Source organism: Lacinutrix sp. Hel_I_90, from assembly GCF_000934685.1.
Taxonomy (GTDB): Bacteria; Bacteroidota; Bacteroidia; order Flavobacteriales; family Flavobacteriaceae; genus Lacinutrix.
In genome coordinates this window covers 2,939,590-2,962,239 of sequence record NZ_JYNQ01000001.1, presented here as the reverse complement: position 1 = coordinate 2,962,239, position 22,650 = coordinate 2,939,590, and the positions used below count along the sequence as shown (strand labels likewise).

General features: G+C 36.3%; 19 protein-coding genes and 1 riboswitch. All 19 genes read right to left on the bottom strand.

The annotated features are described in order from the left end of the window. Window positions 1–9: 9 nt before the first annotated feature. Entirely contained in the window at window positions 10–1,104 is a 1,095-nt protein-coding gene (locus GQ46_RS13020) for an acyloxyacyl hydrolase (protein ID WP_044402806.1), read from the bottom strand. A 68-nt stretch (window positions 1,105–1,172) separates the two neighbouring features. Beyond that, a complete protein-coding gene (gene cysM, locus GQ46_RS13015; RefSeq protein WP_044402803.1) occupies window positions 1,173–2,063 on the bottom strand; it encodes a cysteine synthase CysM in 891 nt (296 codons plus the stop codon). Further along, window positions 2,063–2,815, bottom strand: coding sequence for a serine O-acetyltransferase EpsC (gene epsC / locus GQ46_RS13010; RefSeq protein ID WP_044402799.1), 753 nt, complete (start codon window positions 2,813–2,815; stop codon window positions 2,063–2,065). The genes cysM and epsC overlap by 1 nt, the downstream gene beginning before the upstream one ends. A gap of 101 nt (window positions 2,816–2,916) precedes the next feature. Beyond that, a complete protein-coding gene (locus tag GQ46_RS13005) occupies window positions 2,917–3,966 on the bottom strand; it encodes an NAD(P)/FAD-dependent oxidoreductase (RefSeq protein WP_044402795.1) in 1,050 nt (349 codons plus the stop codon). A gap of 4 nt (window positions 3,967–3,970) precedes the next feature. Continuing rightward, window positions 3,971–4,549, bottom strand: coding sequence for a bifunctional precorrin-2 dehydrogenase/sirohydrochlorin ferrochelatase (locus tag GQ46_RS13000; RefSeq protein ID WP_044402791.1), 579 nt, complete (start codon window positions 4,547–4,549; stop codon window positions 3,971–3,973). 5 nt (window positions 4,550–4,554) lie between these two features. Next, window positions 4,555–5,322, bottom strand: coding sequence for a uroporphyrinogen-III C-methyltransferase (gene cobA, locus GQ46_RS12995; RefSeq protein WP_044402787.1), 768 nt, complete (start codon window positions 5,320–5,322; stop codon window positions 4,555–4,557). 12 nt (window positions 5,323–5,334) lie between these two features. Further along, the gene (locus GQ46_RS12990) at window positions 5,335–7,431 is read right to left on the bottom strand and encodes a HEPN domain-containing protein (protein WP_044402783.1); all 2,097 of its coding nucleotides are present in this window, start codon (window positions 7,429–7,431) and stop codon (window positions 5,335–5,337) included. A gap of 46 nt (window positions 7,432–7,477) precedes the next feature. Then, window positions 7,478–8,725 (bottom strand): sulfate adenylyltransferase subunit 1, encoded by a 1,248-nt coding sequence (locus tag GQ46_RS12985; protein ID WP_044402780.1) that lies wholly within the window; start codon window positions 8,723–8,725, stop codon window positions 7,478–7,480. 147 nt (window positions 8,726–8,872) lie between these two features. Next, window positions 8,873–9,775, bottom strand: coding sequence for a sulfate adenylyltransferase subunit CysD (gene cysD, locus GQ46_RS12980; RefSeq protein WP_044405060.1), 903 nt, complete (start codon window positions 9,773–9,775; stop codon window positions 8,873–8,875). Between the two features lie 10 nt (window positions 9,776–9,785). Next, window positions 9,786–10,400, bottom strand: a complete 615-nt coding sequence (locus GQ46_RS12975; protein ID WP_044402778.1) for a phosphoadenosine phosphosulfate reductase family protein — start codon at window positions 10,398–10,400, stop codon at window positions 9,786–9,788. 1 nt (window position 10,401) lies between these two features. Beyond that, window positions 10,402–10,686: a DUF2061 domain-containing protein gene (locus GQ46_RS12970; RefSeq protein WP_369793458.1), complete on the bottom strand. Its 285-nt coding sequence runs from the start codon at window positions 10,684–10,686 to the stop codon at window positions 10,402–10,404. A 114-nt stretch (window positions 10,687–10,800) separates the two neighbouring features. Then, window positions 10,801–11,211 (bottom strand): Rrf2 family transcriptional regulator, encoded by a 411-nt coding sequence (locus tag GQ46_RS12965; protein WP_044402772.1) that lies wholly within the window; start codon window positions 11,209–11,211, stop codon window positions 10,801–10,803. 24 nt (window positions 11,212–11,235) lie between these two features. Further along, window positions 11,236–12,189: a methylenetetrahydrofolate reductase [NAD(P)H] gene (gene metF / locus GQ46_RS12960; RefSeq protein ID WP_044402769.1), complete on the bottom strand. Its 954-nt coding sequence runs from the start codon at window positions 12,187–12,189 to the stop codon at window positions 11,236–11,238. Between the two features lie 134 nt (window positions 12,190–12,323). Further along, entirely contained in the window at window positions 12,324–15,080 is a 2,757-nt protein-coding gene (metH, locus tag GQ46_RS12955) for a methionine synthase (RefSeq protein ID WP_369793444.1), read from the bottom strand. Continuing rightward, window positions 15,077–15,406 carry a four helix bundle protein gene (locus GQ46_RS12950; protein ID WP_044402766.1) on the bottom strand — a complete coding sequence of 110 codons (330 nt, stop codon included), beginning with the start codon at window positions 15,404–15,406 and terminating at the stop codon, window positions 15,077–15,079. The genes metH and GQ46_RS12950 overlap by 4 nt, the downstream gene beginning before the upstream one ends. 28 nt (window positions 15,407–15,434) lie before the next feature. Continuing rightward, on the bottom strand, window positions 15,435–16,436 hold the full coding sequence (locus tag GQ46_RS12945) for a homocysteine S-methyltransferase family protein (protein WP_044402763.1): 1,002 nt from the start codon (window positions 16,434–16,436) through the stop codon (window positions 15,435–15,437). Beyond that, complete coding sequence (locus GQ46_RS12940; RefSeq protein ID WP_044402760.1) at window positions 16,423–17,601, bottom strand: PLP-dependent aspartate aminotransferase family protein; 1,179 nt, start codon at window positions 17,599–17,601, stop codon at window positions 16,423–16,425. The genes GQ46_RS12945 and GQ46_RS12940 overlap by 14 nt, the downstream gene beginning before the upstream one ends. A 7-nt stretch (window positions 17,602–17,608) precedes the next feature. Beyond that, window positions 17,609–21,004, bottom strand: coding sequence for a bifunctional aspartate kinase/homoserine dehydrogenase I (gene thrA / locus GQ46_RS12935; RefSeq protein WP_044402757.1), 3,396 nt, complete (start codon window positions 21,002–21,004; stop codon window positions 17,609–17,611). 81 nt (window positions 21,005–21,085) lie between these two features. After that, window positions 21,086–22,378 carry an O-acetylhomoserine aminocarboxypropyltransferase/cysteine synthase family protein gene (locus tag GQ46_RS12930; protein ID WP_044402754.1) on the bottom strand — a complete coding sequence of 431 codons (1,293 nt, stop codon included), beginning with the start codon at window positions 22,376–22,378 and terminating at the stop codon, window positions 21,086–21,088. A gap of 136 nt (window positions 22,379–22,514) precedes the next feature. Next, a riboswitch (SAM riboswitch) is annotated at window positions 22,515–22,641 on the bottom strand. Window positions 22,642–22,650 lie beyond the last annotated feature (9 nt).

The following is a 22,650-nucleotide window of genomic DNA, read 5'->3' as shown; positions in this document are numbered from 1 at the left end:
ATTGATTAATTATAAGCGGACACCAATTCCAAACTCTACACCTTCTGCTTTCGCGGCATGGGATTTTAATGTAATTGCAGCAAAATATTTATCTCCAAAATAACGTTTTAAGCCAATTCGATTATAGATACGACCTTCAAAATCATAGGGATAGTATACATAATAACCTAGCTGTGTGATAAAAGACATTTTATTAATAAATAACTCGTGCCCCACAAAAACACCTACTCGTTTATAATCTTCATTTCCCGAAACATTATCTTCAGGAAAAGCTACAGCATAGTATTTAATCAATTCTTTTAAAAAGGTAGAAAAGAAAATATCTGTTCCTACATGAACTGCTGTTTTTCTATTTAATCGTTTATCTGCATAAGCTGAAACAATATAGAAGGGATATTGTCCAGAATTATTGACATCACTCTCATTAATACCTGTCCTAAACGCAAGGTTATATTTTATTTTTTCTTTAAAATAGCGTTCTTCAGTTGAAGCAATATAGTCGGGCTGTGTATCGTAACCAAACATGTAGGTTGCACCTATATTAAACGTAAAGGTATTTGTTGAATTATTAGGTGCACGAAAATTCGCATTAGAATAATGAATGATAGAAACACCGCCTTGCAAACCAAAGCCCTTATAAATATTTTGCTTGTCGTAATTCAACTGTAAGTAGGTAGAACTCAGCAAATCTGAACCATAGGCGTTATTTCTATAGTTATTCACTTTATCGTATGGGTTAGTAGTATAGGCGATACCTTGCGCGATTCTAAATTTTAAGTTTCGGTTGAGAAAATAAAAATTAAAATGGGCATATAATCCGTAATTCTCGCCAAGAAATTCATTTTTCATGTCCTGGTAAAGAAAAGACGCACCATAATCTGGATAGTTAAACCTACTCTCCCATGCATTCTTACCAAAGGTTTTCTGATTAAAACTTAGAATAACTCCTGTTTGATGCTCTGTAATTAAATGCGCGATATCTGGGTTATGTTCCAGGATTGTGCCGTAGAAATAGTTGGCATCTATAGTAAATGGGCTCTTTTCCTCTTGCGCACTAATACACGTGAAACACAAAAAGGTTAAGTAGTAAAAAAAACACTTCATTAATTCGCTTTATTTGGCTGCAAAAGTAACTAAATTAAACAAAGCATAGCCCGCTTAAAACAGAATTACTATTCAAATAAATTTGAAGATAAATAGCGATCTCCTCGGTCACAAACGATGGCTACTACAACCCCTTTTTCTATAGTTTCAATGAGCTTTAAAGCTGATGCGATACAACCACCACTGCTCATACCTGCAAAAACACCTTCTTCTAGTGCCAGCCGTCGCGTCATGTTTTTAGCTTCGGTTTCACTAACTTCTATAATTTGATCCACCTTTGAAGAGTTAAAAATTTTAGGCACATACTCTGGTGACCATTTTCTAATGCCTGGAATACTAGAGCCCTCTTCTGGCTGAGCACCAACAATTTTAATAGCCTTATTTTTTTCTTTTAAAAAAGTAGAGGTTCCCATTATTGTACCAGTGGTTCCCATGGCTGCAACAAAATGAGTGACTGCTCCCTTTGTATCTCTCCAAATTTCTGGCCCTGTGGTTTTATAATGGGCTTTCCAGTTGTCATCGTTTTCAAACTGGTTTAATAAGAGGTAGCCTTTTTCATCTCTCATTTTAAAGGCCAGATCTCTGGAACCTTCAATACCTTCATTTGAAGCTGTTAAAACCACTTCCGCTCCATAAGCTCGCATTGTTTTCACACGCTCTTCGGTAGAATTTTCAGGCATTATTAAAGAGATTTTTAAGCCAAACAAACGCGCAACATAAGCCAATGCAATCCCTGTATTTCCACTTGTAGCTTCAACTAAATGCCCCCCTTTTTTTATATCACCTCGCTTTACTGCTTCGGCAATCATATTATAAGCCGGTCTATCTTTAAGGCTTCCGCCAGGGTTATTGCCTTCCAATTTAAAAAACAACCGTACCCCTTTTTTAGTAATCAAATTAACCGATTCAATTAAAGGTGTATTACCTACTTGACTTAAAATTCCTTTTCCTAACTCCATTATTTTCTAACACTTATTTTTATTTCAGATTGATAGGTAACCAGAGCATTTTCTGGAACAGACTGGGTTATCCAAACATTGGCACCAATAATACTATGAGCACCAATAACAATATCGCCTCCTAAAATAGTCGCGTTTGCATATATGATAACATCGTTTTCAATTGTTGGATGTCGTTTTGTTGCAGACATGCTTTTCTTGACTTGAATACCGCCTAAGGTAACCCCCTGAAAAATCTTTACTCTATCCTTTATAATAGATGTTTCACCAATGACGATTCCTGTTCCGTGGTCTATGAAAAAAGAATCTCCAATAGTAGCGCCTGGATGAATATCGATGCCCGTTACCCCATGAATATACTCACTCATCATTCTCGAAATAACGAAGCAATTCAACTTATAAAGCTCATGACTTAACCTGTAAATGGCAATGGCATGAAACCCCGGACTGGCTAGATAAACTTCTTCCAAGCTCTTAGTTGCAGGATCGTTTTTCTCCATTGCTAAAGCATCTAAATCTAATTTCTTTCTAATATTAGGAAATTCCTTTTTAAACAGATCCCAGATGTCCTGACCTTTATCATCGTGCAGTCTTTTAAAAATACTTAAAAAAGCATCTTCTATTGACACTATATTTTTCTCGTAGTACACGGCATCAAACAACGAATAAAATAGTCCTTTGGTAAAGCCTTTAACCGTACCCTTTAAGCAAACCTTATAACTTTTAAAAACAGTCTCATTTTCTGAAATCATACCAAATATTTTAACAGTAGTAGTTAACGACTCATTAATCTTACAATTTTAACCCGTTTTATACAAATTTAAGTCATTCAGTATTATTAACAGATCTTATTTTAAACGATGGCTTTCACCACTGCTTTTTCAGCCTCTTTTCGTGAACCATCAAACCCATCAATACCACTTACCGTTGTATATTTTAAAACAAACTTTTTGCCTGGATTTAATAGTCTATAAGCAGATTGACACATTAATGTCGCTTCATGAAAACCACAAAGAATAAGTTTCAATTTACCCTCATAAGTATTAACATCTCCAATCGCAAAGATGCCAGGAATGTTAGTTTGGTAATCTACCGTATTTACTTTTATTGCATTTTTCTCAATGTCTAACCCCCAATTTCCAATCGGTCCGAGTTTAGGCGATAAACCAAAAAGTGGGATAAAATAATCAGCCTCTAAAACGCGTTCAACACCTTCTTTTTCTATCTTAACGGCTTCTAAATGCGCCTCGCCTAATAATCCTGTCACTTCTGCAGGTGTGATTAAATTTATTTTACTCAGTAGTTTTAACTCCTGTACTTTCTCTACTGAATCTAAGGCGCCTCTAAATTCATTTCGTCTATGAATTAATGTAACTTCGGAAGCAATACCGCTTAAAAAAATACTCCAGTCTAATGCAGAATCTCCACCACCTGCAATCACCACTTTCTTATTACGATACACTTCTGGGTCTTTAATAAAATAAGAAACGCCTCTATCCTCATACTTTTCAATATTCAATACTTGTGGCTTTCTAGGTTCAAAACTCCCTAATCCACCGGCGATTGCTATAATAGGCGCGTGGTGTTTTGTACCTTTATTGGTTGTTACTATAAAACTCCCATCTTCTAATTTATCTATGGTTTCTGCACGTTCACCAAGCGTAAATCCCGGTTGAAACTGCTTCCCTTGCTCTAAAAGATTCGCGGTTAAATCTCCTGCTAAAATTTCGGGAAAACCAGGAATATCATAAATGGGTTTTTTGGGATATAATTCCGAACATTGACCACCCGCCTGAGGTAGCGCATCAATTAAATGGCACTTTAGTTTTAATAAGCCTGCCTCGAATACTGTAAATAACCCTGTTGGTCCTGCCCCAATTATTAGAATGTCTGTTTTTATCATTGTATTATACTTTTTCTACTAAACCTTTAGTGAATTCATTTAAAATTTCGACTTTTTGTTCAAAATTTCCTTTTATTTTTTTTCGGTAAACATTTAAATTTTTAACCAAATAATCTATGTTTTCTGGAATAACATCTTCAAAAAACTGTCGTAATCTTTTGGCTGTTGTTGGTGATTTGCCGTTTGTGGAAATGGCAACCTTTACATTCCCTTTTGTTACGATACCTCCCATATAAAAATCACAATAGGGTGGATTATCTGCAACATTAACCAATTTACTTTGTGCGCGACAGTCGTGATATACTTGTATGTTAACTTCAGGACTGTCTGTTGTTGCAACAACCATATGTTTCCCTTCTAAATACTTAATATTGTAGCTGTCTTCTATCCTTTTTACGTGTCCTGTTTCAGCAATTGCAAGCGTTCCTTTTCGAAATAACGGTGAAACCATGGTCACGTTCGCATCTGGGCTTGATTTTAATAAAAACGTTAGCTTTTCTTCAGCGACAAAGCCCCCGCCTATAATGAGAACTTCAAGGTTCCTGACTTTTAAGAACACTGGATATAAATTATTTCTTTCCATTGGTTTTAGGCTGAAATAGGTTTTGTAAACACCTCATGACTAATGGCATTAAGCAGGACACGTTGCTTTACTACATCACCGATAATGATTATTGCTGGCGATGACAGTTGTTTTTGGGTTACAATATGCTCAATGGTTCTAATCGTTCCTATGCCGACTTTTTCATCGGTTCTTGTGCCATTTTGAATGATTGCAATAGCGGTTTCCGCTTTTCCCTCTTTAGAAAAAACCTGAACAATTTCCGATAATTTCCCCATGCCCATTAAAATAACGACAGTAGCTGTCGATTGTGCTGCTAATGCAATATCACTTGAAATTTGATGCGCTTTAGTAGTGCCCGTTATCACCCAAAAACTTTCTGAAGCGCCACGCTTGGTTAAAGGAATCCCCTGATAAGCTGGCACAGCGGCCGATGATGATATTCCTGGCACAACCTGCGTTGCAATGCCAAACGGTTGCACATATTCTAATTCCTCTGCACCTCGTCCAAAAATAAAAGGATCGCCTCCTTTTAAACGTACCACATGACCGTATTTTAGGGCTCTCTTTACAATGAGTTCATTAATTTGCTCCTGTTGGTAGGCATAACATCCTTTTCGTTTACCCACAAATATTAATTCTGCATGTGGTGAAGCATACGCTAACAATACCTCATTAACTAAAGCATCGTACAAAATAACATTTGCAGAAGCTATTGCTTTAATTGCTTTTAAAGTAATTAAATCTGGATCCCCTGGTCCTGCGCCTACGACTGATAATTGTGGTTGTATCATAACTTCACTATTTTATTTTGCATTTTGGGTCATTTGCTTTGCTCTATACGCGCGCACGACTGTTAAAAATGCTTCTGCTGCATCAATATAATTTTTGGCGAAGCCTTCAGTTGGTGCCTGTTCTTTTATTTGGTAAATTAAATCTGAAAAAGAATGTCCTAATGCAATCTTTTTTGTTTCAACAAATAGTTCATCAAACTGACTTATTATTCCTGCTTGCGTATTGGTGCTAACCGCTTCTGAAAGCAAAATGGCTTTGGCTGAATTTACCATAGAACGATAGGCTTCGTAAATAGCTCCAGAATACACTTTGTTTTGAAAAGCAACTTTAGCGTCTTCAATCTTTTCGTCACTTTCTAAAAATAAAGTCGCTATTAAATCGATAACGACACCCGCACATTCTCCAATTCCAATGGCCTTTACGTAGACTTCCTGTGTTCCCCAGTCAATAAAATCTTCTGGTGTAAGAGTATCTACCCGCGACAAGTCTGTTAGTAAGTTGTAAAAGTACTTTTCTCCTTTTTCTTGATAATACGCTGCGAAAAGCTCCCCTTTTGCATTCGCTTCATAATCATTAAGAACCCGTCGTAATGCCTCGGGTCCTCTTCTGCTCGGAACCTTCACGACTTTATCTGCGAAAGCAGCACTCCCATTACCCTTATTCCCACCTCCTAAAAGGACTTGTAAAGCTGGCGCAACCAACTTATCTTTAGTACGAATAGACATGCCTTGAAAACCAATATTTGCCATATTATGCTGTCCGCAGGCATTCATACAACCACTTATTTTAATGACTAAATCTTCGTTTTCTAAATAGTGAGGGTATTCGGTTTTTATCACGCGTTCCAGTTCTTCAGCAATGCCTGTACTACTTGCTATGCCCAAATTACACGTATCGGTTCCTGGACAGGCCGTAATGTCTACCGCTTTATTATATCCAGGTTCAGCGAAACCTAATTTTTCCAATTCCTGATAAAAAAACGGAATCAAATCCGTTTTCACGAAAGGGATTAATATATTCTGTCTTAAGCTTAACCTTATTTCTCCTGCAGCATATTTTTCAACTAAATCAGCCAGCAAACGTGCTTTATCTGTGTAAAAATCACCCAACAACACTTTAATGCCAATAGCGAAATAGTCCTTTTGCTTTTGAGGTATGACATTTGTAGCTTTCCAAAGCTTGAAAGCCTCTTGATTTTTAATGTCTACTTGCGGCGCTTCAATAGTTACAGGAATGGAAGTGGAATACTTTGCTTCATCTATAATCACTGTTTTAAATGCTATCGCCTTTTGTTCAGCCTCAACTAAATTTTTAAAAGTTTCTAATCCAAAGTCTTTAATTAAGAATTTCATTCTTGCTTTCGCTCTGCTTTTACGTTCACCATAACGATCAAACACTCTTAAAACACCTTCCATTAATGGAATTATTTTATCTGAAGCTAAAAATGAATAAAACACATCAGCATGTCTTGGTTGTGATCCTAATCCGCCACCCAGCATTACTTTAAAACCTTTTACACCATTTTCAATTTTGGCAATAAAACCCAAATCATGCATATAAGACAATCCTGTATCTTGAGCTGTATTCGAAAATGACACTTTAAATTTCCGTCCCATTTCCTGACAAATAGGATTTCGTAAAAAGAACTTAAACACCGCATCTGCATAAGGCGATACATCGAAAATTTCATGAACATCAATACCTGAAGTTTCACTTGCGGTCACATTTCTTACCGTATTACCACAAGCTTCTCTTAAGGTTACTTGGTCGCGCTCTAGTTCTGCCCAAAGTTCAGGTGTACGATTTAAATCGACATAATGAATTTGAATGTCCTGGCGTGTTGTAATATGTAACCGACTTCTAGAATACTCGTCTGAAACCTCAGCGATACGACGTAATTGATGACTTGACACCTTCCCGTAAGGCAGTTTAATACGAATCATTTGTACCCCTTCCTGGCGTTGCCCGTAGACACCTCTTGCCAATCGTAAACTGCGAAACTTCTCTTCGTCGATTTGTCCTTTGTGAAAAAGTTCGATTTTATTAGCTAATTCTATGATATCCTTTTCTACTACAGGATTTTCAATTTCTGTTCTAAAACTTTGCATAACCTTGGTTACCTCCTCAAAAAAGAAAGGCTTTTATTGATTAATTTTATTGAATGAATCCTGCGCCAACCGTATTATTAGATTGTGAATCGATGAGAATAAAAGACCCGTTGGTTCTATGATTCTTAAACGCATCGTAAAAAATAGGTTTGTTCAATTTGAAAGACACCGTTGCAATGTCATTCATCCCTAAAGCATCAACAGTATCCTCTGTTCCAGAGTAATCTGGATTTATTTTATTGTGAATACACGCGACTTTTGCTAGCACTTTATTAACGCCGTGTTGCACAATATAGCGACTTGATGCTGTTAATTTTTGGTCATCCATCCAGGATATAATGGCTGTGAATTGTTTGTCTATGGTTGGTAAATCGTTTGCCTTAACAATCATATCACCCCGACTAATATTGACATCATCTTCCAGCGTTATTAAAACCGAAGAACGTCTCGAAGCGGTTTCCACGTTCTCATCGTGGAAATAAATTGCTTTGATTTTAGATTTTGTTTGTGAAGGTAGCACTACAACCTCATCACCAACACTTAATTCGCCGCCATATACTTTTCCAGCATAGCCTCTAAAATCATGAAAATCTTCTGTTTTAGGACGAATAACATATTGCACTGGAAATCTTGGCGCTCCCACATTATAGATGTCTTGCACCGCTATACTTTCTAAGTTTTCTAATAAGGTTTTACCTGTATACCAAGGCATTTTTTCTGACTTATTAACGACATTATCACCTTTTAAGGCACTAACAGGAACAAAAGAAATCTTTTGATCTTGATAATCTCTTTTACCCATTAACGTCTCAAAATCAGATTTAATAGTATTGTAGCGTTCTTCAGAAAAAGCAACCAAATCCATTTTGTTGATCGCTACAATAACTGTTTTGATACGCAATAAATTATTGATAAAAAAATGACGATTGGTTTGCTCAATCACCCCTTTTCTGGCATCTATTAAGATAATAGCTGCTTGAGAGGTTGATGCGCCAGTGACCATATTTCTGGTATATTCGACATGGCCAGGTGTATCTGCGATAATGTAACTTTTATTGGCTGTAGAAAAATAAATATGAGCCACGTCTATAGTAATACCTTGCTCCCGTTCTGCTACCAAACCATCTGTTGCCAATGAGAAATCCAAATAGTCATAGCCTAATTGCTTACTCTTTTTTTCTATGGCTTCTAACTTATCTGTAGTGAGTGATTTTGTATCGTACAAAAGTCTTCCTATTAATGTACTCTTACCATCATCTACACTTCCTGCTGTTGCTATTTTTAAAACTTCCATCTTTATTATTATTGGTTGCTGGTGTGTTGGTTGTTGGTTCTCTTCGAGAACCCTAAAACACACAACAACTTAAATTTTATTATTTTTTTGAAATATCTTATGACGCTGTTTTTACCAAAAACCAGTAACTAACAACTATTAACCATTTTAGAAATACCCTTGTTGCTTGCGTTTTTCCATGGCGGCTTCAGAACGTTTATCGTCTATTCGCGCACCGCGTTCTGAAATTGAAGATGCTCTAATCTCTTCAACAACTTTAGAAATTGTTGTTGCTCCAGACAACACAGCTGCCGTACAACTCATATCACCAACGGTTCTAAAACGAACTAATCTTTCTTCTACGACCTCATCTTCTTCTCTATAAACTACAGCATCTTCGGCTGACCATATTAGTCCGTCACGTAAAAAAGTGGCTCTAGTATGTGCGAAATAAATGGAAGGAATTTCAATTTGTTCTCTTTGTATGTATGACCACACATCTAATTCTGTCCAATTTGAAATAGGAAACACCCGTACATTTTGCCCTAATTCTATATTCCCATTTAACATATCGAACAATTCTGGTCTCTGGTTTTTCTCATCCCATTGCCCGAAATCATCACGTACAGAAAAGATACGTTCTTTAGCTCTTGCTTTTTCTTCATCACGTCTTGCACCACCAATACAGGCATCAAACTTGAATTCTTCAATAGCATCTAAAAGCGTTGTGGTTTGCAATACATTCCGACTAGCATATTTCCCAGACTCTTCTCTTACTTTTCCTTCATCTATAGCGTCCTGAACATGTCTAACAATAAGTTCTAAGCCTAATTCATTAACCAAGCGGTCTCTAAACGCTATGGTTTCAGGAAAGTTATGACCGGTATCTATATGCATGAGTGGAAATGGAATTTTCGCTGGATAGAAGGCTTTCTGGGCCAATCGCACCAAGGTTATCGAATCTTTTCCTCCTGAAAATAATAGCACAGGCTTTTCAAATTGCGCTGCCACTTCTCTAAAAATATAAATAGCCTCATTTTCCAAAGGGTTTACTTGTGATGTGTTCTTCATATCTAATAATTTAAGCGTGTAAGCCACACTCTCTATTTTCTAATTGTTTGGTTGGATCGAAATAGTTAAACTCATTTGGAAGTTTGTGTTCTTCCAAATAGGTATCTAATTTTTCATCTGAATGATAATAAAACGGACTAACTTTTAAAATGCCATCTGCTCCTTTTGAAACGATATCAATGCTGTTTCTAAAAGCCGTTTGCCCTTGACGTAAATTAGTAAACCATAAGTCTGGCTGATGCGCTGCCATAGCCCGTTTAAAGGGCTCCAATTTAACTTGCTCTGTAAACAGTTTATGATTAGGATCATTAACATCTGGCAGCCCTAAAACGACATCGCGATGGGCTGCTGTTTGCTTCGGAACGTATAACTGGATGTTAAGATTAAGCAGCGTAATTAATGCTTCGGCATGCTTATAGGTCTTTATTGTATTATAACCCGTATCACACCAAATCACATTTATATCACTTTTCTCTTTTGTAACCACGTGTAAAATAGCCGATTCATAAGGCCTGAAATTAGTGGTTATTACCGGTTTTACTGAAACGCCAAGTGCCCATTTCACAATCTCCGAAGGTGATTTAGTTTTTAATTGTTTGTTTATTTCTATTAAATTCAATTCCATTTTATTTTCCCCATTTTATATTATTCCAAGCACGTTCATGAAAAAAGTACAAGATCATTTTAGATACAAATTCGAAACTCCCAATAGACAAAGCCATTGCGATAGTGCCGGTTACTAAATAAGACACCAAAACAGTATCTAATGTTCCAATAACTCTCCAGCTAATTGTTTTAAGCAAGCTTCTTTTCACGTTTTCTTTAGAAGCACAAGCTACTTTTTCATAAGGAGCCCCTTGTTTCTTATCCGTATCTGTGTACGCTTTCTTATAGATAACATCTAACATAATTAATAAATAACTTTTACCCTATAGACTTAGTAGACTATTATGCAAACGTAAAGATTATATTGTTATAAATCAAACATAATAATTAAAAAATAAGGGGTTTAAATTGCGAATGTGTTAGTTTGCCAAATCTGCTAGGGCTGTATTTCTAAAAATTTCTAAAGTACTATCTCTTACCTTTAGCATGATTTTATGTACGGCACAAGCGTCTTCATCTGGGCAATCATCGCATTTTTCATAAAAATTCAAACTGACGCAAGGCACCATTGCTATTGGACCTTCTAAAGCGCGCATTACAGCAGTCATTGAAATTTCTTTCGGGTCTTTTAATAAATAATAACCACCACCCTTTCCTTTTTTCGAACCCAAAAAACCATTTTTACGCAGTGTTAATAAGATACTTTCCAAAAACTTGAGTGAAATGTTTTCACTTTCTGATATCGTAGCAATCTGTACAGGTATATTTCTATCTTGTCTAGCTAAATAAGTTAAAGCTTTAATCCCGTATTTTGTTTTCTTTGAAAGCATTACACAAATGTAATTATTTTCCAATTAAAACACTTGACTGGCGATATTCTTTATATTATCACTTTTTCCCATAGAGTAATAATGTAACACAGGAACATTTGCTTGCTTAAGCGCTTTCGATTGTTGTATCGCCCATTCAATACCAACCTGTCTTATCTCACTATTATTTTTACACGCTTCTACAGCTTTAATTAAATCTTCAGGTAAATCTATTTTAAAAACCTGTGGTAATACTTGTAAATGCCGTTTAATTGCTATGGGTTTAATGCCTGGAATAATAGGCACGTCTATTCCAATAGCTTTTGCAGCGTCTACAAATTCAAAATACTTTGCATTATCAAAAAACATTTGAGTCACCACATAGTCCGCACCTGCATCTACCTTTTCTTTTAATCGTTTTAAATCGGTTTGTAAAGAAGGTGCTTCGATATGTTTCTCTGGATACCCCGCAACGCCAATACAAAAATCAGATTTATCATCTGCTTCAATAACGTCATGCAAATATTTTCCTCTATTTAAATTTTGAATTTGAACAACCAATTCTTTTGCAAATTGATGTCCGCCTTGTGCGGCTTCAAAATATTTTTGATGACTCATGGCATCCCCTCTTAAAGCCATTACATTTTCAATGCCTAAATAATGACAATCCACTAACAGGTATTCTGTTTCCTCCTTTGAAAACCCACCACATAAAACATGCGGAACGGTATCAACATCGTATTTATGTTTTATGGCTGCACAAATGCCAACCGTTCCCGGGCGCATTCTGGTTATTTTCCGGTCTAATAAGCCCTCTTTTTCGATATATACATATTCTTCTCTGGAAGTCGTGACATCTATAAATGGCGGATTAAATTCCATTAAAGGATTGATATTACCATATAACTCCTCTATGTTTTTTCCTTTTTTAGGTGGAATGATTTCAAACGAAAACAATGTTTTACCCTTGGCTTTTTGTATGTGTTCTGTTATTTTCATAGCACTTCCTGCGTAAGCAGGACTTTTATTTATTGTTGTTTGGTTGTTATTATATGATCCCTTTTTTGTTTTTTCGTGCTTTTAGAGGCCTCACTGGTTTTAAAACCTGTGAGGTCTGTTTGCACTTATAAAAGTTAATCTGCTAAATTTGGATTCAACCATTTTCGCGCTTCTTCTTCTGGTATCTTTCTTCTTTTGGCGTAATCCTTTAATTGATCTTCAGTGATTTTCCCTAATCCAAAGTACTTCGCTTCTTTGTTTCCAAAATAATAACCACTTACACTTGCGGCTGGCCACATCGCTATGCTTTCGGTTAATTTCACACCTATTTGTTCTTCAACATCCAGTAGCTTCCAGATGGTTTGTTTCTCTAAATGATCGGGGCAGGCAGGATATCCCGGAGCTGGACGAATACCTTTATAACTTTCTTTTATTAGATCTTGGTTTGAAAGCGTTTCGTTTTCAGCATATCCCCAATATTTAGTCCTTACTTCTTTATGTAAATATTCGGCAAAAGCTTCGGCTAATCTGTCTGCTAAAGCTTTAATCATAATGGCATTATAATCGTCATTATCCGCCTCGAATTGTGCTGCTAATGCTGCGGTTCCAAAACCAGTAGAGACACAAAACGCACCTATATAATCTTGAATCCCTGTGTCTTTCGGCGCAATGAAATCGGCTAAAGCATGGTTTGGAATGCCTTCCCTTTTTTTAAGTTGTTGACGAAGTGTAAGGAAGGTTATATTTTCTGTAGGCATATTACCCAACTCTTTTTTAGAGGCTTCAAAAAGCTCAGCCTGACCTCTAGTTGTCACTTCAATATCATCCTCATTTACAGTATTTGCAGGAAACAGCCCAAAAATGGCTTTGGCTTTCAATAATTTGTCATTAAAAACACGTTTCAACAAGACTTGTGCATCAGCAAATAACTCAGTGGCTTGCTCACCCACAATAGTATCCGTTAGAATTTCTGGATATTTCCCATGTAAATCCCAACTCCTAAAAAACGGAGACCAATCGATATAGGCTTCTAATTTTGAAATATCAAAGTCCTGAATGTTTTGGATGCCTAATGCTTTAGGCTTTACAATTTCTGAAGACTCCCAATCTATTTTATACTTTCTATTTCTGGCTTGTTCAATAGTGATGTATTCCTTTTGTTTGGTTCTATTTAAAAATTGCTCCCGAAATTTATCATACTCTTCACGGATGCCTTCTTTAAAAATCTGATTATCTTTTTTTAATAAATTACCAACAACAGTCACTGCTCGAGAGGCATCATGAATATGCACCACAGTATTATTATAATGCGGCGCAATCTTAACAGAAGTATGCGCTTTTGAGGTGGTTGCGCCACCAATAATTAATGGAATATTAAAGTTTTGCTTTTCCATTTCTTTAGAGACATACACCATTTCATCCAGAGATGGGGTGATTAATCCGCTTAATCCAATTACATCTACCTGCTCCCGTTTTGCGACTTCAATAATTTTTTCTGGTGGTACCATCACGCCTAAATCGACAATCTCGTAGTTATTACAGCCTAAAACAACACTCACAATATTTTTACCAATATCATGTACATCACCTTTTACGGTGGCCATTAAAATCTTTCCTGCGAATTCCTGTTTGCCATCTTTTTCTGCTTCAATAAAGGGTTGTAAATAAGCAACGGCTTTTTTCATGACTCTAGCCGATTTTACTACTTGTGGTAAAAACATTTTCCCACTACCAAACAAATCGCCAACCACATTCATCCCAATCATTAAATGCCCCTCAATTACTTCAATAGGTCTGTTTGCTTCTTGCCTGGCTTCTTCAACATCTTCAAGGATAAACGCATCAATCCCTTTAACTAAACTATGGGTAATGCGTACTTGCAAAGGTGTACTTCGCCATTCTTGAATGGTAACCTGTTCTTCTTTTACATGACCCTTTACCGTTTCAGCATAAGTTATTAGACGTTCTGTTGCTTCATCATGTTTATCGAATAGAACATCTTCAACTAGCCTTAATAATTCAGGATTGATTTCATCATAAATTTCCAACATCGTAGGATTAACGATCCCTATATTCATGCCATTTTTAATAGCATGGTATAAAAAGGCAGAATGCATTGCTTCACGTACCGTATCATTACCCCGGAAAGAAAAAGACACATTACTCACACCGCCAGAGACATTAGCATAAGGTAAATTTTCTCGGATCCATTTTGTAGCCTTAAAGAAATCTAAAGCATTTTTTCGATGCTCGTCCATACCTGTAGCCACAGGAAAAATATTAGGATCGAAGATGATATCCTGTGGTTTAAATTTCACTTCATTTACCAAAATATAGTAGGAACGTTTACAAATATCTATGCGCCTTTGATACGTATCGGCTTGCCCATCTTCATCAAAAGCCATAACAATTACAGCTGCCCCATAGCGTCTTACTAATTTCGCCTGACGCTTAAATTCGGTTTCCCCTTCTTTTAAACTTATAGAATTTACAACGCATTTACCTTGCACGACTTGCAATCCCGCTTCAATAATTTCCCATTTTGAGCTGTCAATCATAATAGGAACTCTAGCAATATCTGGCTCAGACGCAATAAGATTTAAAAAGGTAGTCATGGCGTAAACACCATCAAGCATCCCTTCATCCATATTCACATCGATAATTTGTGCACCACCTTCAACCTGATCTCTCGCAACAGCTAATGCTTCTTCGTATTTTTCTTCTTTGATAAGTCGCAGAAATTTTCGAGAACCTGTTACATTGGTGCGTTCTCCAACATTTATAAAATTACTTTCTGGAGTAACTATCAAAGGTTCCAGTCCAGATAAGGTTAAATATCTTTCCTGGTCGTTAGTTATTGGTTGTTGGTTGTTGGTTTTTTTAGTCATCATAATTTTTTATAATAATTGATAAAACCATTTAATAGTTTTTTATTTGAAGTAAGTTTTTCAGAAATGTATCCAATGTCAAAAGATAAATATAGTTGTGTTTCTACTTCATTTAAAAAGCCCTTAGCGATATACAGAAAATGAATCGTTTCTTTATTGGAATGTCTACCAACGCCTTCTGCAATGTTTGAAGGCACGGAAACCGCACTTCGTCTCATCTGATTTGTTAATCCGTAAATTTCATCGTTAGGAAACGATTTTGTCAATAAGTAAACCAACTTAACTAAATCTCTTGAAAATTTCCAAACCTCTAATGCTGTATAATTCATGTTTATTTTCTTCTCTATTAACCGAAAACTAATAACTAACAACTAATTGTCTTGGTTTATATTTTTTTACTACTTCAGCAATGGCTTTAATATGCTCAGGACTTGTACCGCAACAGCCTCCAATAATATTTATTAAATCGTCTTTAAGATAAGCTTCTATATAGCCTTGCATTTCTTTTGGCGACTCATCGTATTCACCAAAAGCATTTGGTAAGCCTGCATTAGGATGTGCCGAAGTGTAAAATTTTGTTTCGTGTGCCAAGCGTTTTAAATACGGTTGTAATTGCTGCGCGCCAAGCGCACAATTAAAACCAACACTCAATAATTCGATATGGGAAATTGACGTTAAAAAGGCTTCCACCGTTTGGCCTGATAATGTCCGTCCCGAAGCGTCTGTAATCGTTCCAGAAATCATAATTGGAATGTTTAAATCGCGTTCTTCTTTAACTTCTTCTATTGCAAATAATGCTGCTTTTGCATTTAGCGTATCGAAAATTGTTTCTACTAGCAACACATCTACTCCGCCATCAATTAATGCCTCTACTTGTTGTTTGTAGGCTTTCCTTAATGCCTCAAAAGTTATGGCACGATATTCTGGCCTATTAACATCTGGCGATAAACTTGCCGTTCTGTTCGTTGGCCCAATACTCCCCGCTACAAAACGTGGTTTATTAGGTTCTTTATTCGTAAATTCCTGAGCAACTTGCTTTGCTATTTTAGCCGATTCATAATTGAGTTCGTACACCAGATCTTCCATGTTATAGTCTGCCATCGCAATCGTTGTTCCTGAAAAGGTATTCGTTTCTACGATATCTGCTCCTGCTTCAAAATACTTACGATGTATGTCGGCTATCGCGCTAGGCTGTGTAAGCGACAATAAGTCGTTATTACCTTTTAAGGATGAAGGATATGCTTTAAAACGTTCACCACGAAAATCGGCTTCAGAAAAATTGTACTGCTGAAGCATGGTACCCATAGCCCCATCTAGCACGAGAATTCTTTTTTGTATTTCATCTTTAATACTTGCCATTATTTAGTGCTTGGTTTATATCATTAATAATATCTTCTATATGCTCCAATCCAACAGAAATGCGTACCAAACCAGGAGTAATACCAGCATCGGCTCTTTCCTCTTCAGATACTTTTGCATGTGTTGTAGAGGCTGGATGCGTCACAATTGTTCTGGTATCGCCTAAGTTTGCCGACAACGATAATAGTTTGATCGCATTTAAAAAATTGCGGCCCGCCTCTATACCGCCTTCAATTTCGAAAGCGACAACATTACCTCCTGCTTTCATTTGCTTTTTTGCCAATGCGTATTGTGGGTGTGATTTTAAAAAAGGGTACTTTACGAATTTAACGTTAGGTTGACTTTCTAAAAACTCAGCGACGTTTAGCGCATTTTCACAATGTCTATCCACTCTTACCGCTAAGGTTTCTAAACTTTTAGATAACACCCAGGCATTAAAAGGAGATAATGCTGGGCCCGTATTTCTGGAAAACAAATAGATTTGTTTAATCAAATCTGCTTTTCCTACAGTGACACCACCTAGTACGCGACCTTGTCCATCGATTAATTTTGTTGCAGAATGGATGACTAAATCTGCTCCAAATGCCATGGGTTGTTGAAGATAGGGTGTCGCAAAACAATTGTCTATTATTAAAAGCAGCTGGTGTTTTTTCGCGATTTGACCCAATCGTTCTAAATCTAAAATATCAACGGTTGGATTTGTAGGGCTTTCGGCATAAATGAATTTCGTGTTGGGCTGAATGAGACTTTCTATTAGGTCTATTTCAGTAATTTTAAAATAACTAGTGGAGATGTTCCATTTTGGTAAAATATTTTTACATAGGGTTTGTGTAGAACCAAAAATACTCCGTGAAGACACAATATGATCGCCTGCATTAAGTAAAGCCGCAAATGTAGAAAAGACCGCAGACATACCACTTGCAAAAGCATAACCACCTTCTGCACCTTCCATTTTACAGATTTTATCTATAAATTCTGTGCTATTTGGATTAGAATACCTGCTATAAATATTACGCTGCTTTTCATCGGCAAAGGAAGCACGCATATCTTCAGCATCTTCAAAAAGATAACTTGAGGTAAGATATAATGGTGTGGAGTGTTCTAAAAACTGAGACCGCTCAGTTTGTATTCGTATCGCTTCTGTTTCTATATGTTTACTGCTCATTTTAAAACTAGTTGTTTTTTTCTGTTAACCTCAATATATCACCAAATACGCCTCTGGCTGTAACAGATGCACCTGCACCTGCGCCTTGAATAACAATCGGATTTTCGCCATAGCTTTCCGTATAAATTTCAAAAATAGAATCGGCTCCTTTTAATGCGCCTAAAGGTGATTGTTTAGGCACAGAGACTAATTTCACGTCCAACTTAGCACCATTTTCGTTGGCTAAATCACCATGTAAATCACCAATATACCTTAACACATGATCTCCTTCTTGAGCTTCTTTTTTCTTTTGAAACACGGCGTCCATCTCATCAAATCGTTTTAGAAAATTAGCCGTATCTATTTCTCTTAGCTGTTCTGGAATGAGATTTTCAATGTTGACATCGCTTAATTCATTGTGTAAATCTAACTCACGAGCCAGAATTAATAATTTTCTAGCGACATCATTCCCACTTAGATCTTCCCTAGGATTTGGTTCTGTATACCCCTTGTTTAAAGCCTCTTCTAATAGGCTTGAAAATGGTAGGGCCTCAGAAGAAAACCGATTGAACAAATAACTTAAAGAACCCGAAAAAACACCTCTAATTCTTACAATATTTTCGCCTGACAAATGCAATAATTTAATCGTATCAATTAATGGCAAACCTGCACCAACGTTGGTTTCATACAAATAGGTTTTTTGATGTTTCGCTAAGGCCTCACGTAAAGTAGCATAGAATTCTAAAGCGATAGTATTTGCAATTTTATTAGACGACACTAGATCAAAACCTGATGCTACCAACTTGATGTAATTGGACACAAAATCAATACTCGCTGTATTATCAATGGCAATTAAATTCTCTAAATGCTGTGTTTCTGCAAAATCGAAAACATCTTTTATAGTATAGTCTTTTCCTTCTTTTGAAAGTGTTGCTTTCCAATTTTTATCGACACCGTTTCTTTTGAATAGTGCCTTTTTAGAATTAGCAATTACGAAAATATTTAGCTTTACACCTTTCCGCTTTTCAATATCTTTAGCTGATGCAATAATTTGGTCAATGAGTGCACTCCCCACCAAACCGTGACCAAAAATGGCAAGGTTTATCTTTTTTGAAATTCCGAAAATTTCACCGTGAATAACATTTAGAGCCTTATGTAATTGTGATTTTTTAACCACAACGCTCACATTTTCACCTGTAATGGTGTTATTAAATAGTATTGGGATTATTTGATTTTTAATGAGCGCATTAAAGGGTTTATGAAAGGCGCTTAAATCTTGTCCAATGATAGATATAACAGCAACATTATCAACAACACTAATTTTATTAATGTCTTGAGAATAAAAATCGTTTTCAAATTCACGTTCTAAAGCGATGACTGCTTTACTTGCCTTTTCAGCATTAATTACCAGACCTATACCGCGCTCTGAAGAGCCTTGAGAAATAATACTAACACTAATGCTCTCTTGACTTAGTGCTTTAAAAATCCTTGCATCTACGCCAACTTTACCTAACAATCCACGCCCTTCGATATTTACCAAAGCCATATGGTCTAAAACGGACAATGAACGAATACCCTTTTTACTGGATTTTGAAGTAATAACGGTTCCTTTATCTTCTAGATTAAAAGTGTTTAAAATACGCAAAGGAATATTCTTTTCAATTAACGGGATGATGGTCTTTGCATGTAAAATGGTCGTTCCAAAGTTAGCTAGTTCATTAGCTTCAGTAAATGAGAGTTCCTCTATTTTCTTCGCATCTGCCACCAATTCTGGGTTTGCTGTATAAATACCATTAACATGCGTATAATTTTGTAATTCTTCGGCGTCTAGATAGTTGGCTAATAAAGAGGCTGTATAATTACTTCCATTTCTTCCTAAAGTTGTTGTTCTATTCTCATTATTTGAGGCAATAAAACCTGTCACAATATTTACAGTTGTACCATTATTTTGTTTAAAATACGCGATAACGTTCTTTTTAGATAAAGCATCGATTGGTTTTGCATTTCCATAAGTATTATCGGTCTTTATTAGCGTTCTGGCATCTGCTGTTTTTGCGTTAATATGTTTTTCTTTTAGCAAATATGAAATGAGTTTTGCCGACATTAATTCGCCTTGCGCCAAGACTTCGTCTTTAATTTTTTGACTGTAATCTCCCAATAAATTCACCCCTTCAAAAAGACTATCCAGTCTTGAAAATTCTTCTGAAAAGTCAGCACTATTTAATGCGTTTTGATAGTTTTTAAAAGTCGCTAACTGCTCTTGGTAACTTTCATTTTTAACTGCTTTTTCTAAGATTTCTTCGAGTTCATTTGTTGTGTTTCCTCTTGCAGAAACCACGACTACAATTTTCTCTTCAGCTTCCACTTTACTTTCTATAATAGAAATAACACGACTTAAGCCTTCTCCGTTAGCCAGAGATTTCCCTCCAAACTTCAATATTTTCATTCTTTTTTCTTCAGTATTAGGCTTAAAAACGCCTTTAATAATAGTTTCGAGTTGTTCAAATTCTATTAAAAACGCATCATGACCATGTATGGAATTAATTTCATTATAAGTTACATTTGGATGTGTTAGTGCTAATTGCTTTTGAGTTTCTCTGTTTTCTTCAGCTGTAAAAAACAAATCAGAATCTACCGCAACAATGGTAATCTTAGACTTAATAGTATCAAGAATGTTTGCGACATTCTCTTTCCCTTTAGTAACATCAATCGTTCGCAATAACTGATTCATTAATTTATAGGCAGACAACTGAAAACGCTCCTGTAATTTATTACCATGATGCAGCAACCAGCTCTCAACATTAAACAACTCTAATTCTTCATTTTTTGAGCGCTGAAAACGTTCCTTAAATGATTCTGGCGTACGATAACATAGCATGGCATGCATACGTGCATCATGCACAGGATTGCTAGAATTCACTAAAAACTGCTCTTGAATCTGGCAATTTGCCATCAACCAATCAGTCGATTTCCAGTCGGTTGCTACAGGAATTAAATGCTCAGCTAAATCTGGCTTTAAAACAGCCATTTCCCATGCGATACCTCCTCCTAATGAGCCACCAATTATAGCGAATAACTTTTCTATTCTTAGTTTTTCTAAACCAATTAAAAACAGTTTTGCTATATCTCTTGCCACAAAGTCTTTATAATTTTCAATACTGGTACCGTCGTATCCATTTCCTGGAATATTAAATGCTACAACAGTATATTTATTAGTGTCTATAACCTTAGCATCGCCAACGATTTCTTTCCACCATCCATTGTCTCCTGTAACATTACTGTTTCCTGTAAGGGCATGATTTACTAACACGACTGGCGCTGTATTTAATGCTTGGCCAAAGATTTGATAAGACAGTTTCAAGTTTGCCGCCTTCCCTCCATGGTTTACGTAATTTATAATGCTTAAGTATTGTAAGTCTTTCATTTTAATATATTAGAAATTCACTCCGCATCATTTATTGCTATAAGATGCGGAGCTGTTTCAATTAAATAACTAAAATTATTTTTAAGCTAAAACGGTCTTTTTAACGACTTCAAAGGCTTCTTTTAAATCTGCTTTTAAATCTTCGATATTTTCAATACCTACAGACAAACGAATTAAATCTTTAGTAACACCAGTACTCTCCTGTGCTTCATCGCTTAATTGTTGATGTGTTGTACTTGCTGGATGAATGATTAATGATTTGGTATCGCCTATATTCGCTAATAATGAAAACAATTTTGTGGTGTCTGCAATGGTTTTAGCCGATTCGTAGCCACCCGCTACTCCAAAAGTAACAATACCACTTTGACCATTTGGCAAATATCGATCTGCCAATTTCTTGTATTTACTGTCTTCTAAACCTGGATAATTTACCCAGGTGACTTCTGGCTGTTCTTGTAACCATTTAGCCAGCGCTAATGCATTACTACTATGTTTTAAGATACGCAGTTCTAAAGTTTCTAAACCTTGAATGATTTGAAACGCATTAAAGGGGCTCAATGCACCACCATAATCACGCAGCCCTTCAATTCTTATTTTTGCAATAAATGCCGCTGGGCCAATAGCTTCACTGTATACCAAACCATGATACCCTGCAGATGGCTCTGTGAATTCCGGGAATTTACCATTAGTCCAATCAAAAGTTCCAGCATCAACGATAATACCGCCAAGCGAGGTCCCGTTTCCGTTAATGTATTTTGTTAAAGAATGAATAACAATGTCTGCACCATACGCAATAGGGTTTAATAAGTAGGGCGTCGCCACTGTATTATCAACAATAAAAGGCACTTTGTGCGCTTTAGCTTGTTTAGCAATGGCTTCAATATCTAATACATCTAATTTAGGATTCCCTAAAGACTCCACAAAAATAGCGCGTGTATTTTCTTGGGCTGCTTTACTAAAATTTTCTGGATCTGATGGATCTACAAACGTGGTTGTAATTCCATGTCTAGGCAGGGTGACACTTAATAAATTGTACGTCCCGCCATACAAACTACTAGACGCTACAATATGATCACCCGCTTTTAAAAGCGTGAGCAATGTTGTTGAAATTGCTGCCGTACCAGAGGCCGTTGCCACTGCTGCAATACCCCCTTCTAAAGTGGCAATACGCTGTTCTAAAACAGCGTTTGTAGGATTGTTTAATCTGGTGTAAATAAAGCCTGGAATCGAGAGGTTAAAACGTCCTGCTGCATCATCGGAATCATCAAAAACATAAGCTGTAGATTGATAAATTGGCACTGCTCTGGTGCCTCCATTTTTAGTTGTGTCGTGTCCTGCGTGCAACGCTTTAGTTGCGAATTTTTGTGTACTCATCTTTCTAATTTTTTGAGTTAATAAATGGGTGCTAGTGAAAGCACGATTAAAACAAAAGTCAAATGCGTCATCACTGACGTATTTAATAGAAAAATGTTAAAAAGAAAATAATAACCACAGAGGAGTGATTACGTTTTGGTTATCTATCCAATTCGGCGATAAATGAATCGCGTCTTTAAGTAGAATTTAGCACCTTCTTTAATAAATTTAAAGGGTTGCTAAGGCTTCAATGGGTCTAATCCCTCGGCCTTTCTTGATAACATTTCAATAAA